The sequence below is a fragment of the Salipiger abyssi genome (genome assembly GCF_017311415.1).
Lineage (GTDB): Bacteria > Pseudomonadota > Alphaproteobacteria > Rhodobacterales > Rhodobacteraceae > Salipiger > Salipiger abyssi_A.
The window spans coordinates 140,927-155,031 of sequence record NZ_JAEKIS010000010.1; the positions used below are offsets into that span (position 1 = coordinate 140,927).

The following is a 14,105-nucleotide window of genomic DNA, read 5'->3' on the forward strand; positions in this document are numbered from 1 at the left end:
CTACGGCGTAACCTCCAGCGCGATGGCCGTCGCTTCGCCGCCCCCGATGCAGAGGCAGGCCACGCCGCGCCGCAGGCCGCGGGCGCGCAATGCGTGGATCAGCGTCACGACGATGCGCGCGCCCGTCGCCCCGATGGGATGCCCCAGCGCGCAGGCGCCACCGTTCACGTTGAGCTTTTGGCGCGGAATACCGATCTCCCGTGCCGCCGCCATGGCCACCACGGCAAAGGCCTCGTTGATCTCGAAGAGATCCACGTCGTCGGCCGTCCACCCGACATGGGCCAAGAGCTTTTGGATCGCCGGAATCGGCGCGGTGGTGAACCAGGCGGGCTCCTGCGAATGGGTGCAGTGGCCGAGGATTCGCCCCATCACCTGCAACCCGCGCGCCTCCGCCTCCCGGGCCGAGGCCAGCACCAGCGCCGCCGCGCCATCGGCATTGGCCGAAGAGCTGGCGGCTGTGATCGTGCCCAGGTCGCCAAAAACCGCGCGCAGCCCCGGGATCTTTGCCGGGTCGATGCGCTCGGGCCGTTCGTCCCGCACCACCGTCACAGTCCCCTTGCGGCCAGGCACCTCCACCGGGGCGCATTCCGCGGCGAAGGCACCGCCGGAGACGGCGGCACGGGCGCGTTCCAGCGTCTGCACCGCATAGGCATCCTGATCGGCGCGGGTAAAGCCGTAGCGCTCTGCCGTCGCCTCGCCGAAGGTGCCCATCGGGCGCCCGCGCTCATAGGCATCCTCCAGCCCGTCCGTCATCATATGGTCGAGCAGTTCGGTGCCGCCCGCCTTACGCCCGCCGCGCATCTCGGGGATCAGGAAGGGCGCGCCCGACATCGCCTCCATGCCACCGGTGACCACGATGCCGGCGCTGCCCGCGCGGATGAGATCATGGCCCAGCATCGTCGCCTTCATCCCCGAGCCGCAGACCTTGTTGATCGTGGTCGCGCCGGTCGCATCCGGCAGCCCCGCCGCCCGCGCCGCCTGCCGCGCCGGCGCCTGGCCGAGCCCGGCGGGCAGCACGCAGCCCATCAGGATTTCCGACACATCCGCCCCGTCGAGCGCCGCATCGCCAAGAGCCGCGCGGATCGCCACGGCACCCAGCTCGGTCGCTGGCACCTGTGCAAAGGCACCCATGAAGGCGCCCAGCGGAGTGCGCCTGGCGGCGACGATGGCCACCGGATCGTTGGACTTGTCTGACATGCTGAATCTCCCTGAATTTCATTTAGATTACGATCATACTCCATCTTGTCAACAATAAGATTACGGTTATAATTCAAACCGAATATCAGAGGAGGCCCCAATGCGGATGAGCCGGCAGGACGCGGCGCAGAACCGGACCCGGGTGGTGCGCACCGCCGGCGAGATGTTTCGCGATCATGGCTATGACGGGGTTGGCATCGCCGCGCTGATGCAGGCGGCGGGGCTGACCAATGGCGCGTTCTACAAACAGTTCGCCAGCAAGGAAGCGCTGCTGGCCGAGGCCACAGAGGACGCGCTCGCCCGCAACGCCGAGGCCTGGGAGACCGTGTTGCAGGAGGCCGAGGGCGATCCGCTCGCGGCTGTGGCGCGCTGGTACCTCTCCGAGCCGCATCTGAGCCATCGCGGGCTTGGCTGCACCTACGCCACTCTCGGCGCCGAGGCACCGCGCCACGAGGCGCCGGTGCGCGAGGCCTTCGACGCCGGGCTGCGCAAGACCCTGAACCAGATCGCCGGCGCGGCGGCAGACACTGGCACGCCCGAGCGCGAGGCGGCGGCGATCCGGCTGCTCAGCCGGCTGGTCGGGGCACTGGTGCTCGCCCGGGCGGTTTCGGACCCGGCGCTGGCACAAGATATCCTGACCGCCAATGCCGATGCAAAAGACACACCCTGACCGGTCTCGCCGACAATTTTTTCCCCGCGGCGACATGGCGGGAAGATCTTGCCGCAGCCTAGTGATAGACTGAACGCAGCGCCAAGGCCGGCAGGCTTCCCCACAAGTGCCAAGGCGCGTGCCTTCCGTTTAGACATTGCGACATGCCCCTGATCTCGATGACCCGCACCGCCGCCCTCGCCTTACCGCTGCTCGTGCTGCTGGCCGCCTGCGGCGCGCGGATGCGTCACCATCCCGACGAGCTCGAATGCATGGAGCGCGCGATGTATTTCGAATCGCACCGGTCGAGCCGCGACGGGCTGATCGCCGTGGGCAGTGTCGTGATGAACCGCGTCGCCTCGGACGATTTTCCGGGAACGGTCTGCGGTGTCGTCTCGCAAAAGAACCAGTTCGCGCCGGGCGTCATGACCCGCGAGATGACCGGTGCATCAACCGCGCTGGTACGAGAGGCGGCGCTCTCGGTCCTGCATGGCGAGCGGCACCCGATGATTGCCGATGCGCGGTTCTTTCACAGCAGCAGTTACCGCGCCTCCTACAACAACATGCATTACGTGCTCTCGACCGGTGGCAATGCCTTCTACGAAAAGCGCCGACCGGAGGCGGTGACACAACCCTATCCGCCGCTTCCTATCGAGGGGATCACCGGGCTTTGAACCGCCGCAGGCTTGTAGTGCGCCTTCTGTCGAAGGGGCCGGGATCTGCCCTTTGGCACGTATCAAATCCCGCGAAGCAGACGGATTGAACCGATGCGGGTTTTCCGGAGGCTGATTTTCGTTGGTTGCGCGGCGACGGCCTCGGCTTCCAGAGCTGCGTCGTATTCTTCTTCGGCTTCGGCGGGCGGTATGTTCCCGACGGCCTCAAAGCTGCGCCAAGGGCCGCGGCGGTGTATGACCTCTGCCTTGAACAGGCCATTGATTGTCTCAGCCAAAGCATTGTCATAGCTGTCACCGACGCTCCCGACAGATGGCTCGATGCCGGCCTCGCCGAGACGCTCGGAATACTTGATGGACAGGTATTGGCACCCGCGATCCGAGTGGTGGACCAGTCCCGTGCGCTTCGTCGGCCGACGCTCATGGACGGCTGCTCCAGCGCATCGAGCACAAAGCCCGCCTGGGCCGACGTGCTGACCCGGAGCGGTTCAAACCATCAAACCGTGGGATCAAACACCTAGGCTACCATACGCCAGCTGAGATCTTCGAAACCACGGTTTTGGAAATCTGGAACCGATTGGAATAAAACGGCATATCTGGATTTGTATTTCAGCGTGAGTTCACAACAGGGCGCATCGCTCATGCGACCCCGCCCAGACAGACGTATTTCAGCTCGAGATAATCGTCGATCCCGTGACGCGAACCCTCGCGCCCGAGGCCCGACATCTTGACCCCGCCGAACGGCGCTTCGGCGGTCGAGATCAGGCCGGTGTTCACTCCGACCATGCCGTATTCCAGCGCTTCGGAGACGCGGAAGATCCGCGCCGCGTCCCGCGCATAGATATAAGAAGCCAGCCCGAACTCGGTGTCATTGGCCGCCGCCACGGCCTCCGCCTCGTCGATGAAGCGGAAGAGCGGCGCGACGGGACCGAAGGTTTCCTCCCGCGCGACGGCCATGTCGGAGGTGACTTCGGCCAGCACCGTCGGCTCGTAGAATGTGCCGCCCAGTGCATGGGGCCTGCCGCCCTGTAGCACCCGCCCGCCCTTGCCAACCGCGTCGGCGACATGCTCTTCGACCTTGGCCAGCGCGGCGGCGTCGATCAGCGGGCCGAGATCGACCCGCTCGCCCAGACCATTGCCGGTGCGCAGCTTTGAGACCGCGCTTGCAAGCTTTGCGGCGAAAGCCTCATAGACGCCCGCCTGCACATAGATTCGGTTGGCGCAGACGCAGGTCTGGCCATTGTTGCGGAATTTCGCGATCAGCGCGCCCTCGACGGCGGCGTCCAGATCGGCATCGTCGAAGACGATGAAGGGCGCGTTGCCGCCCAGCTCCAGCCCCAGTTTCTTGATCGTCGGTGCCGATTGCCGGTAGAGCATCGCGCCGATTTCGGTCGAGCCGGTGAAGGTCAGCTTGCGCACAGCCGGGCTTTCGGTCAGCCCGGCGCCGATCTCGGAGGCCGGCCCGGTAACGACGCTGAAGAGCCCCTCAGGCAGCCCCGCCCGCTCTGCCAGCACCGCGAGCGCGATGGCGGAATAGGGCGTCTGGGAGGCGGGTTTCAGCACCATGGCACAGCCGGCGGCAAAGGCGGGCGCGGCCTTGCGGGTGATCATCGCATTGGGGAAATTCCACGGCGTGATCGCCCCGACCACGCCGATGGGCTGCTTTGTCACCAGAATGCGTTTGTCGGGCTGATGGCCGGGGATCGTCTCGCCATAAACCCGGCGCGCCTCTTCGGCGAACCATTCGACAAAACTTGCGCCATAGCTGATCTCGCCCGCCGCCTCGGCCAGCGGCTTGCCCTGCTCCAGCGTCAGGATCTGCGCCAGCGCGTCGCGATGCCGGATCATCAGATCGAACCAGCCCCGCAGGACCGTGGCACGGTCATTCGCCGTGCGCGCCGCCCAGGCCTTTTGCGCCGTCACGGCGGCCTCAATGGCCCGCCGGACCTCGTCGCAGCCGAGCCTTGGCACATGGCCGAGCAAGCTGCCGTCCGCCGGATTGTGCACCGCAATCGCGGTCGGCGGATCGGCCTCGATCCATGTGCCCGCGACAAGCGTCGCGTCGCGCCAGAGGCCGGTCGCCCTCAGGTCGGCAAGTGACAGGGGTTTCATCAGATGTCCTCCAGTCCAGTCATATCCGCTCCGGTGTCAGACCAGCAGCGTCATCGGGGTTTCGACGGCGGCCTTGAAAGCGGCGAGCCATTGCGCGCCGACCGCGCCGTCGACGGAGCGGTGATCGACGGAAAGCGTGACGCTCATCACCGGCGCAAAGGCGAGCTGGCCGTCGCGCTCGACCGGGCGGCGCTCGGCGGCGCCCACCGCGAGGATGCAGCTCTGCGGCGGGTTGATGATGGCCGAGAAGCGCTTGACCCCGTACATCCCGAGATTGGAGAGGGAAAAGCCGCCGCCCTGATATTCCTCGGGTTTGAGCCGCCCCTCGCGCGCCCTGACGGCCAGCGCCTTCATCTCGGCAGAGAGCGCGCCCAGGCTCTTGCGATCCGCGTCGCGCAGCACCGGGGTGATCAGCCCGCCATCGGTGGCCACGGCGACCGAGATGTCGACGGAGCCAAAGCGCAGGATTGCCTCGTCGGTCCAGACCGCATTCGCCTCGGGCACCTCCGCAAGCGCGTTGGCGACGGCCTTGATCAGGAAATCGTTGACCGAGATCCGCGCGGGCGTGTCGCGGCCCGCGTTGACCTGTGCGCGCAGCGCCAGCAGGGCGTCGAGATCGCAATCGGCCTCGAGATAGAAATGCGGGACGGTGGTTTTCGATTCCACCAGACGGCGGGCGATGGTGCGGCGCATGCTGGAATGCGGGATTGCCTCATAAGCTCCGAGGCCGGTCAGGTCGGGCGCGGCCTTGGCAACCGGCGCCTGCGCCACCGGAGCGGTTTGAGCCTGTTCCGCCGCCCGTTCGACATCGACCCGCACAATCCGGCCGCGCGGGCCGGAGCCGGAAAGCCCCGCCAGATCAATGCCTTTCTGCGCGGCGACCCGGCGGGCGAGCGGCGAGGCGAGCACCTTCTCCGTCCTGCGCGGCGTCGCCGCAACCGTCTCTTCGGACAAGACCGGGGCCTCTTTCGGCGCTTCCGGCGCGGAAGGCGTTGCGCCGCCCGGCGCGTATGCCGCAAGCGCATCCGCGCTTTCGCCCTCCTCCAGCAGCACGGCAATCACCGCGTTCACGTCGGCGCGCTCCCCATTCGGCACAAGGATCCTGCCGAGGGTGCCTGCCGCCTCCGCCTCCAGCTCCATCGTCGCCTTATCGGTCTCAACCTCCGCCAGCGCCTCGCCCGGCGCCACGGCGTCGCCTTCCGTCTTGAGCCAGCGCGCGATCACCGCGTCTTCCATTCCCGCCGAAAGCGAGGGCAAAACGATATCCTTGGGCATGTGCTCTCTCCTTATTCGGCAGCCAGCGGCAGGCCCTGATCGGCCATGACGTCGCGCAGCCCGGCCTCGATGTCCGACAGGCGGGCGCAGGCCGCCGATTCCAGCACCCTGGAGATGCTGGGAGAGGCCTCGGCGCCGTGAACGCGTTTGACCGGCTGGTCGAGCGCATCGAAACAGCGGCGCTGGATCTCATCCGCCAGCCAGCCGCCATAAGACGTGCCCGCCGCGCCCTGCTCGACGATCAGCACATTGCCGGTCTTCTCGATGGAGGCCTCGACGGTCTCCCAGTCGAGCCCGGCGCGGTCGAGGCTGCGCAGGTCGACGATCTCGGCATCGACCCCCAGCCGCTCGACCGCCTCGCGGGTCTTTTCGACCATGGCGAGATAGGTGAGCACCGTGACCCGGTTGCCCTCACGCACGACCTTGGCCTTGCCCAGCGGGATCATGTAGTCGAGATCCTCCGCCGGGGCGGCGCCTTTCGCGGCGTAGAGATCGACATGTTCGAGCACGAGCACCGGGTCGTCGCAATGCAGCGCCGCGTTCATCAGCCCGACATAGTCGAAGGGCGTCGAGGGCGCGACGATGCGCCAGCCCGGCGCGGTGGCAAAGATGCCCGCGGGGTCCATGGAATGCTGCGAACCATAGCCCGTGCCCATGGCCACCTTGGTGCGCAGCACAACCGGCATGGCGCTGTCGCCGCCGAACATGTGCCGCGCCTTGCCGATCTGGTTGAACACCTGATCCGCAGCCACCCACATGAAATCGGGATACATGAACTCGATCACCGGACGCACCCGCCCGTTGGCGGCCATGCCGCCCGCGATGCCGGTAAAGGCATTCTCGGAGATCGGCGTGCCGAGACAGCGCTCGGGGAACCTGTCCGACAGCCCCTTGGTGGCGCCATTGGTGCCACCCTTGAGCCGGTGCACATCCTCGCCCAGCACGACGACGCGCGCGTCGGTCTCCATCCGGCGCATCATGACATCGGCCACGGCGTCGATGAATTTCACATTCTCCTTGAGTGCGCCGGAAAAGCTCTCCTGCTCTTCGAACCGGGCGCCGTCGAATTCCGACAGATCGCCGCGCAACCCGAAATCGCGGAAACTCTCCTCGGGCCAGAGCGCGGGCACGATGCGGCGCTTGCCGTCGACCTCTTCGACCAGCTCGCCGGCGATCCCGTCCATCATCGCCTGACACTGCGCCCGCAGATCCTCGACCGCCTGAGCACCGATGATCTGACGCTCCATCAGGTCGCGCGCCATGGCGTCGAGCGGATCGCGGCCCCGCCATTCGGCCTCTTCTTCCTTGCTGCGATAGCCGAAGGCCGAACCGGGCAGCGCGCCGTTCTGGTGGAAATAGCGGTAGACATCCGCCTCGATCACCACCGGCCCGCCGCCCTTGCGCATGATCGCGTTGGCCTCTTCCGCCGCCAGATAGACCGACAGCGTATCCATCCCGTCCACCCGCAGCGCCGGGATGCCGAAGGCAAGCCCGCGCGACGACAGGCGGGTTTCGGCGGTGACCTCCCCGACATGGGTCGAGACGGCGTAGCGGTTGTTTTCGATGAAAAAGCAGATCGGCAGCTTCCAGGCGGCGGCGACATTCATCGTCTCCAGCACCGAGCCGATATTCACCGCGCCGTCGCCGAAATAGGTGTAGACCACATCGCCGGTGCCGGCATGCTTATGCGCCCAGGCCGCGCCGGCTGCCATGGGTACGCCGCCGCCGACGATGGCATTGGTGCCGAGATTGCCGCTCTCCGCCCACCGAAGATGCATCGAGCCGCCGCGCCCCTTGCAGAACCCTTCGGCAAGGCCGAGGATCTCCGACAGCGTGCGCTTGGACAGATGCCGCAGGGTTTCGCCAAAGCTCTTCTCCGGGTCGATCCCCTCGGGCGCCACATAGGCCAGCGCCTTGGCGAGAAACTGGTGATGCGCCCGGTGCGAGCCATTGACCTGATCGGAGGCGCGCATCGCCATGGCAGAGCCGACCGCCCCGCCCTCTTGCCCGATGGCGGAATGCGCCGGGCCGTGCACGAGCCCCTGCCCGGCAAGCTCCAGAACCTTTTCCTCGAAGGCGCGGATCAGATGGAGCTGGCTCAGCATCGTGCGCCCGAGCGTGGGATCGAGCGCGCTGCGCTCGTCGTCGGAGGCCCGGATGTCCCGCCAGGTGGTCTTGGGGGTGAGGTCGTCATAGAGGGGCATGTCGGAAGCCTTTCAGGAAACTCGGCAAGCAGAGGCCGGCGGCCCGGGGCGCAATGCCCCGGACCTGAGGAAGTCGGAAAAGATCGGAAGCGGTCAGGCGGAGAAGAAATCCCGCAGCAGGCCAAGCTGGCCCTGAAGCATCGCGCGCCCGTCGAGATAGGCGATCCCCGCCTCCTGCGCGGCGCGGCCAAGCGCGGTCTGCTGCGGCGGCACCAGCGCCTCGGCAACCATATCGGCGCTGGTCAGACGATCCACCGTCAGCGGCATCGGATCGTCAGCCCGCAAGCCGACGGAGGTCGCGTTCACCACCAGATCCACCGGCGCCGCTTCGGCACCTGCAAGGCCGATGCGACACTCCGGGAAGGCGGGGGCGAGCCGGGCGGCAAGACGCTCCGCGCGTTCCGGCGTGCGGTTCAGCAGGTGCAGCTCGGAAATGCCTTCGGTCAGCAGCTCGGCGGCAATCGACGCCGCCGCGCCGCCCGCGCCCACCAGCAGCACCCGCTTGTCCGCAATGGCATAACCGGCCTGTTTCAACCCACCGACAAAGCCGCGCCCGTCGAAGGTCTCGCCCAGAAGGCTGCCATCCGGCTGCACCCGGACCGCGTTGACGCTGCCCGACAGGGTGACGCGCTCGGACACGGCGTCGCAAAAGGCGACGCCCTGCTCCTTGTGCGGAATCGTCAGCACAAAGCCGGAGATATTCCTGATGCTGCGGGCCGCGTCCAGCGCCGCGCCCAGATTCCCGGCGGGCACATGCATCGGCAGGCAAAGCGCCTCGACAGAGGCCTCCGCAAAGGCCTCCGACAGCAGTTGCGGCGTGCGGACCTGCGCCACCGGGTCGGCCATGACGCCGACCAGACGCGCGCTGCCGGGGATCGTAAGGGGAATGCCGGTCATCGCTCAGCCCTCCTGTTGCAGATGCTGTTCAATCGTCGCCGCCAGCCGGAACAGCAGGTCTTCCCGCCCCAGCGCCGCGGTGATCTGAATGCCCACGGGCAGCCCTTCCCTGGTGTGGCCAAAGGGCACGCTGGCCGCCGGCAGACCGGTGACATTGGCGAGACAGGTGAAGGCGAAGGACTCCATCACGCGGTCAAAGGCACGTTCGGCCCCGATCCGGTCGACATCGTAATGCCCGAGCTTCGGCGCGGGATGCAGCACCACCGGCGTCAGCAGCACGTCGGTCTCTTGGAGGAACCGGCCCATGCGCCGCGTCAGCCCCTGGAAATAGACCAGATCGGTGATGTATTGCACGGCGGGCAGACCGATCCCGAGCGAGACCATGTGACGGTTGATCGGCTCCATCTGCGCGGCGATCTCCTCGACGGAACAATCGCGTGCCGCAGCCAGTCCGAAGGCCGCGCGCGACACCGTCATCGGCCAGAAGCGGCGGAACACCTCGCGGAACTCCGCCGGGGTCACCGGCGGCGCGGTTTCGCTCACCTCATGGCCCATGGTTTCGAGCAGCGCCGCCGCCTTCAGCACCTGTGCACCCACCTGCGGATCGGTCGTGCAGCCGTCGAAGAACGGATCGGTCGACACCGCGATCCGCAGGCCCGAGAGCGGCTGGCTCAGGCTGGCGAGATAGCTGCCGGAAACCGCCGGGGCGACATAGGGGTCGCCGGGGGCCGCGCCCTGCGTGGCATCGAGAATGGCGGCGCTGTCGCGCACGCTTTTCGTCACCACATGTTCCGAGGTGATCCCGCCGATGGATTCGCCCACATCCGGGCCGAGCGTGGTCCGTGCCCGCGAAGGTTTCAGGCCGAAGAGCCCGCAATAGGAGGCCGGGATGCGGGTCGAGCCGGCGCCGTCATTGGCATGCGCCGCCGCCACCATGCCACCCGCCACCGCCGCCGCCGCGCCGCCGCTCGACCCGCCGGGGGTGCGCTCTGGATCCACGGGGTTGCGCGCAGGGCCGTAGAGCAGCGGCTCGGTGGTGCCGATGCTGACCATTTCGGGCACGTTGGTCTTGCCGAAGATCACGAATCCCGCCGCCTCGAACCGTTCGGTCAGGATGCTGTCGTGGTCCATCACGCCGCCCGCCAGCAGCGCCGAGCTTGCGGTGGTCGGCGTGCCCGCCTTGTGGGCGTAGAAATCCTTGAGCAGGAAGGGCACGCCGTGGAACGGGCCGGCGGGCACGCGCCCGGCTTTCACCGCATCGCGCGCCATGTCGTAGAATTTTACGGTGACCGCGTTCAGCCCGGGGTTGCGGTCTTCGCAGCGGGCAATCGTCGCGTCCAGCAGCTCCAGGGGCGACACGTCGCCTTTGGCGATCCGCTCCGCCTGCCCGGTGGCGTCGAGCGAGAGGATCTCATCCATCATTCCGCCGCCCCCGGGCGCACGGCGAAGCCGTCGACTTCGAGGAACCAGTCCTCGCTGCCGAGCCCGGCGACCAGCACAAGCGACATGGCAGGCCGGTGATCGCCCAGCCAGGCGTCGCGCGCGGCCCGGATTGCGGGCAGATCCTCGCGCCGCGTCACGAAGAAGTTCAGCTTGCCGACATGTTCAGTGCCGAGGCCTTCGCCCTCCAGCAGCCGTGCCAGCGTCTCAAAGATCAGTCGGGTCTGCTCCCCCGCATCCGCCGGAAGCGTGCCGTCCGGTTCGCAGCCGACGAGGCCCGAAAAGGCCAGCAGCGAGTCGCCGGGGCCGACCTCCACCGCGTGACAATAGGGGCCGAAGGGCGGCGCGATATCTGGGTTGTGAATCTGCCTCATGAGGCACCTCCTCTTTGGTTCGGAACAGGCTGCGGCGCTCTGCGGGCGGGGTCCACTCTGCCGGCGCGCGGCGCCTATATGTTCCGCGATCTGGTTTCCGTCCGCGATCCGGCGCGAGTGCAGCTTGCGTGAATCAGCCTCAAAGGCCGTGGTCCATCCCCGGTCTCTGAAAAGCGCGGCTGCCGCTCCGCCTCGATAGGCGGGAACATCACCGTTCCACCGGGAGCTGTCAATATAAAATGTATCCATTATCAAAAACACGCGCTCATGTACTGGCGCGCGACAGCCAGGTCAGGAAGTTGCCTAGAGCGCCTTAAAGCCCGCTCAAAAACAGCCAAACATCCGCCTAATCATAAGATTACGGGAAGATTCCCGCCGCAAACCTGCCGCGCATCCCGCCGGAATCCACTCCAGCAAGCAGCCAGGAAATTCGACCTTCTCGCGCCGAGATTCAAAAAAATGTATCCATTAATCTTGACTGAGCGCGCAGATTCGTATCCATTTGCCCAAACACACAGTGGACGAACCGATGCGCTATTTTGCCGGGTGCAAGCACGAGCTTCACCATCTTCCGACCGTATTCTCCCTCTCCCAGCCGCGCCGCTCGAACGATGTCGCAGCACGTCCGGGCCTGCTGGCCGCCGCCGCGGAACGCTGCGGATGGGAACGGGTCGAGGTGACGGAAGCGCGGGAGGCCTGTCTGGAGGGCGTGCACAGCCCCCGCTATGTCGCGTTCCTGCGCAACATCTATGCCGATTGGGTCGCGGCCTATGGCACGCCGCCCGACGGCATCTTTCCGAATGTCTTTCCCACGATGCGCACCGGCGACCGCTATCCCGACGACCCGGCGGCTCGCGTCGGCCTGCATATGCATGACCAGCTCGCACCCATCCACGAACACACTTTCGCCGCCGCGCTCGAAGCGGCGACGATTGCCGAGACCGCCGCAAAGGCGGTGCTGGGCGGCGATCGCGCCGCCTATGCGCTCTGCCGCCCTTCCGGCCACCACGCGGGCCGGGATTGCGGCGGCGGCGCGACCTATCTCAACAATGCGGCGGTGGCGGCGCAGACGCTGCTGTCAGAGGCCAGACGCGTGCTTCTGGTGGATATCGACGTTCATCACGGCAACGGAACGCAGGACATCTTCTACGAGCGCAACGACGTGCATTTCGTCTCGCTGCATCGCGATCCGGCGCATTATCATCCCTATTTCTGGGGCCATGCGGAAGAGCGCGGCGCGGGGCCGGGAACCGGCTTCACCCGCAATGTGCCGCTGCCCGGTGACACCGAAGACAACGCCTATCTGGCCGCGCTCGACACCGCGCTTGAGGAGGCTCTGCTCAAAACCCCCGACGCGCTCGTCGTCTCGATGGGGTTCGACGCGCATATCGACGACCCGAGCAGGGGCCTGCGCCTCACGACCGACGCTTACCGGCAAATCGGAGAGCGCTTTGCCGCGCTAAGCCTGCCGACCGTGCTGGTGCAGGAAGGTGGATACAATCTGGAGGCGGTGCCGCATTGCCTCTCCGCCTTCCTCACCGGCTTTCAAAGCTGACCGACTTTCCACGGGAGAACACCATGTCCATCCTCGCCAGCCAACAGCCCGCCCCCCATGACGCGCCCGGATGCGCCTATGTGGAGGGCGCCTTTATCCCCCTCGCCGACGCACGGATCCCGATGCTGGATCGCGGCTTTGTGCGCTCGGACGCCACCTATGACGTGACGCATATGTGGAAGGGGCGGTTCTTCCGGCTCGACGATTACATCGAACGGTTCTACGCCTCGATGGCCGGGCTGCGGATGGAGATCGACGAAACCCCCGCAGAGCTGCGCGAACTGATCCTTGAGGCCGCGCGCCGCAGCGGGCTGGAGGATGCCTATGTGCAGATGACCTGCACCCGCGGCGTGCCGCCGGCGGGCAGCCGCGATCCGCGCATGTGCAAGAACCGGCTCAGCCTCTTCGTGCAGCCCTTCGTCTGGATCTCGCGCCCCGAGCAGCAGGAAAGCGGCCTGAAGATGGTGGTCGCGAAGACCCCGCGTATTCCGTCCGAGGCGGTCGACCAGCGGATCAAGAATTTCCACTGGCTCGATCTGACGCGCGGCATTTTCGAGGCCTATGACCAGGGCGCGGATGTTGCGGTGCATCCCAGCATCCATGGCGGGCTGACCGAAGGCGCGGGCTTCAACGTCTTCTGTCTGAAGGGCCGGACGCTTTCGACCCCTGCCGAGGGGATTTTCGAGGGCATGACCCGGCGCACGGTGATCGAGTTGGCGCCCTCGCATCAGCTGGAGGTCGCGGTGGGCCGGGTGAACGCCGAACAGCTTTACGAGGCAGACGAGGTGTTTCTGACCAGCACCGCCGGTGGCGTGATGCCGGTGCGCGAAGTCGATGGCCGCCCGGTCGGAAACGGCCGCCCCGGACCGGTCACCCTGTCGCTGCGCAAAGCCTATTGGGCGCTGCATGAGCATCCCGATTACACCACCGCGCTGACCGGAGCCGGGACATGAGCGGCGGGCACGTCCTCGTCACCGGCGGCACCCATGGCATCGGGCGCGCCTGCGTCCGGCTGCTCGCGCAGGAGGGCTATCTGCCGATCTTCACCGGGCGCGACGCAGAGGCCGGCGAAGCGCTCGCCGGCGAGATCCCGGAGGCGCGTTTCCTGCAAGCGGATCTCTCCGCGCCCGGCGCCGTCGCATCGCTGGCGGAACGCGCGCTCACGCTTAGCGATGGCTGCCTTGCCGGGCTCGTCAACAATGCCGGGCGCGGCGCCCGCAACGCCTTTGAGGAGACGACCGAAGAGCTTTGTGATCAGGTTTTCGACCTCAATCTCAAGGTGCCGAGCCTGCTGACTGCCCTCTGCCTGCCCGCGCTGAAAGCGGCAAACGGCTCTGTGGTCATGATCTCCTCCATCGCGGGCAAGACCGGTGAGGAAGGGATCGCGCTTTATACCGCGTCCAAGGCGGGGCTGATCGGCCTCACCAAGGCGCTGGCGCTGGAAATCGCGCCCGAGGTCCGGATCAACGCGGTCTGCCCCGGGCAGATCGAGACGCGGATGATGCAAAACACCCTTTCGCTTCCGGGTCGCCGCGCGCAGCTCGAAGCGCGCATTCCCAGCGGTCGCCTCGGCCGCCCGGAGGACATCGCCGAGGCGGTGCTTTGGCTGATCTCGCCAAAATCGTCCTTCGTGAACGGTGACGTCCTCACCGTCGATGGCGGTGAGACCGCCGGGCTGCGCAATCCGCGGGCAAAGCAAAGCTGACACCCGCGCAACCACCAAAAAACACC

12 protein-coding genes and 1 pseudogene are annotated in these 14,105 nt (G+C 66.8%); 5 read left to right on the forward strand and 8 right to left on the reverse strand.

The window, feature by feature from the left end; translation table 11 throughout:
- The gene (locus I6N89_RS15235) at nt 1–1,197 is read right to left on the reverse strand and encodes an acetyl-CoA C-acyltransferase (protein WP_207019278.1); all 1,197 of its coding nucleotides are present in this window, start codon (nt 1,195–1,197) and stop codon (nt 1–3) included.
- Between the two features lie 100 nt (nt 1,198–1,297).
- Here I6N89_RS15235 and I6N89_RS15240 point away from each other — a divergent pair, with 100 nt between their 5' ends.
- Together I6N89_RS15240 and I6N89_RS15245 are read left to right on the forward strand one after the other, a co-directional pair.
- Nucleotides 1,298–1,867, forward strand: coding sequence for a TetR/AcrR family transcriptional regulator (locus I6N89_RS15240; protein WP_207019279.1), 570 nt, complete (start codon nt 1,298–1,300; stop codon nt 1,865–1,867).
- A 143-nt stretch (nt 1,868–2,010) separates the two neighbouring features.
- A complete protein-coding gene (locus I6N89_RS15245; RefSeq protein ID WP_207019280.1) occupies nt 2,011–2,520 on the forward strand; it encodes a cell wall hydrolase in 510 nt (169 codons plus the stop codon).
- Between the two features lie 62 nt (nt 2,521–2,582).
- On the opposite strand, the pseudogene I6N89_RS15250 reads toward I6N89_RS15245, so the two are convergent.
- From I6N89_RS15250 to I6N89_RS15280, 7 genes and pseudogenes are all read right to left on the reverse strand, one after another.
- Nucleotides 2,583–2,998, reverse strand: a pseudogene (locus I6N89_RS15250) (hypothetical protein); the annotation flags it as partial.
- A 158-nt stretch (nt 2,999–3,156) separates the two neighbouring features.
- Entirely contained in the window at nt 3,157–4,629 is a 1,473-nt protein-coding gene (locus I6N89_RS15255) for an NAD-dependent succinate-semialdehyde dehydrogenase (RefSeq protein ID WP_207019281.1), read from the reverse strand.
- 36 nt (nt 4,630–4,665) lie between these two features.
- Entirely contained in the window at nt 4,666–5,904 is a 1,239-nt protein-coding gene (locus tag I6N89_RS15260) for a pyruvate dehydrogenase complex dihydrolipoamide acetyltransferase (RefSeq protein WP_207019282.1), read from the reverse strand.
- Between the two features lie 11 nt (nt 5,905–5,915).
- Nucleotides 5,916–8,108, reverse strand: a complete 2,193-nt coding sequence (locus tag I6N89_RS15265) for an alpha-ketoacid dehydrogenase subunit alpha/beta (protein WP_207019283.1) — start codon at nt 8,106–8,108, stop codon at nt 5,916–5,918.
- Between the two features lie 93 nt (nt 8,109–8,201).
- A complete protein-coding gene (locus tag I6N89_RS15270; protein WP_207019284.1) occupies nt 8,202–9,005 on the reverse strand; it encodes a shikimate dehydrogenase family protein in 804 nt (267 codons plus the stop codon).
- Nucleotides 9,006–9,008: 3 nt separating this feature from the next.
- Nucleotides 9,009–10,427: an amidase gene (locus I6N89_RS15275; protein WP_207019285.1), complete on the reverse strand. Its 1,419-nt coding sequence runs from the start codon at nt 10,425–10,427 to the stop codon at nt 9,009–9,011.
- Nucleotides 10,424–10,819 carry a RidA family protein gene (locus tag I6N89_RS15280; RefSeq protein WP_207019286.1) on the reverse strand — a complete coding sequence of 132 codons (396 nt, stop codon included), beginning with the start codon at nt 10,817–10,819 and terminating at the stop codon, nt 10,424–10,426. Before I6N89_RS15280 ends, I6N89_RS15275 begins: the two co-directional genes overlap by 4 nt.
- A gap of 529 nt (nt 10,820–11,348) precedes the next feature.
- On the opposite strand from I6N89_RS15280, the gene I6N89_RS15285 reads away from it, so the two are divergent.
- Genes I6N89_RS15285 through I6N89_RS15295 form a run of 3 tightly spaced genes read left to right on the forward strand, consistent with a single transcriptional unit; the run spans nt 11,349 to nt 14,079 of the window.
- Nucleotides 11,349–12,374: a histone deacetylase family protein gene (locus I6N89_RS15285; protein ID WP_207019287.1), complete on the forward strand. Its 1,026-nt coding sequence runs from the start codon at nt 11,349–11,351 to the stop codon at nt 12,372–12,374.
- Between the two features lie 23 nt (nt 12,375–12,397).
- Complete coding sequence (locus I6N89_RS15290; RefSeq protein WP_207019288.1) at nt 12,398–13,327, forward strand: aminotransferase class IV; 930 nt, start codon at nt 12,398–12,400, stop codon at nt 13,325–13,327.
- Nucleotides 13,324–14,079, forward strand: a complete 756-nt coding sequence (locus I6N89_RS15295; RefSeq protein ID WP_207019289.1) for an SDR family NAD(P)-dependent oxidoreductase — start codon at nt 13,324–13,326, stop codon at nt 14,077–14,079. The genes I6N89_RS15290 and I6N89_RS15295 overlap by 4 nt, the downstream gene beginning before the upstream one ends.
- Nucleotides 14,080–14,105 lie beyond the last annotated feature (26 nt).

Bases quoted from the DNA above. Each gene is read 5' to 3' on its own strand.
- I6N89_RS15295 (WP_207019289.1), top strand. From the start codon at position 13,324: ATGAGCGGCGGGCACGTCCTCGTCACCGGCGGCACCCATGGCATCGGG.
- I6N89_RS15285 (WP_207019287.1), top strand. From the start codon at position 11,349: ATGCGCTATTTTGCCGGGTGCAAGCACGAGCTTCACCATCTTCCGACC.
- I6N89_RS15270 (WP_207019284.1), bottom strand. From the start codon at position 9,005: ATGACCGGCATTCCCCTTACGATCCCCGGCAGCGCGCGTCTGGTCGGC.
- I6N89_RS15235 (WP_207019278.1), bottom strand. From the start codon at position 1,197: ATGTCAGACAAGTCCAACGATCCGGTGGCCATCGTCGCCGCCAGGCGC.
- I6N89_RS15255 (WP_207019281.1), bottom strand. From the start codon at position 4,629: ATGAAACCCCTGTCACTTGCCGACCTGAGGGCGACCGGCCTCTGGCGC.
- I6N89_RS15290 (WP_207019288.1), top strand. From the start codon at position 12,398: ATGTCCATCCTCGCCAGCCAACAGCCCGCCCCCCATGACGCGCCCGGA.
- I6N89_RS15275 (WP_207019285.1), bottom strand. From the start codon at position 10,427: ATGATGGATGAGATCCTCTCGCTCGACGCCACCGGGCAGGCGGAGCGG.
- I6N89_RS15245 (WP_207019280.1), top strand. From the start codon at position 2,011: ATGCCCCTGATCTCGATGACCCGCACCGCCGCCCTCGCCTTACCGCTG.
- I6N89_RS15265 (WP_207019283.1), bottom strand. From the start codon at position 8,108: ATGCCCCTCTATGACGACCTCACCCCCAAGACCACCTGGCGGGACATC.
- I6N89_RS15240 (WP_207019279.1), top strand. From the start codon at position 1,298: ATGCGGATGAGCCGGCAGGACGCGGCGCAGAACCGGACCCGGGTGGTG.
- I6N89_RS15280 (WP_207019286.1), bottom strand. From the start codon at position 10,819: ATGAGGCAGATTCACAACCCAGATATCGCGCCGCCCTTCGGCCCCTAT.
- I6N89_RS15260 (WP_207019282.1), bottom strand. From the start codon at position 5,904: ATGCCCAAGGATATCGTTTTGCCCTCGCTTTCGGCGGGAATGGAAGAC.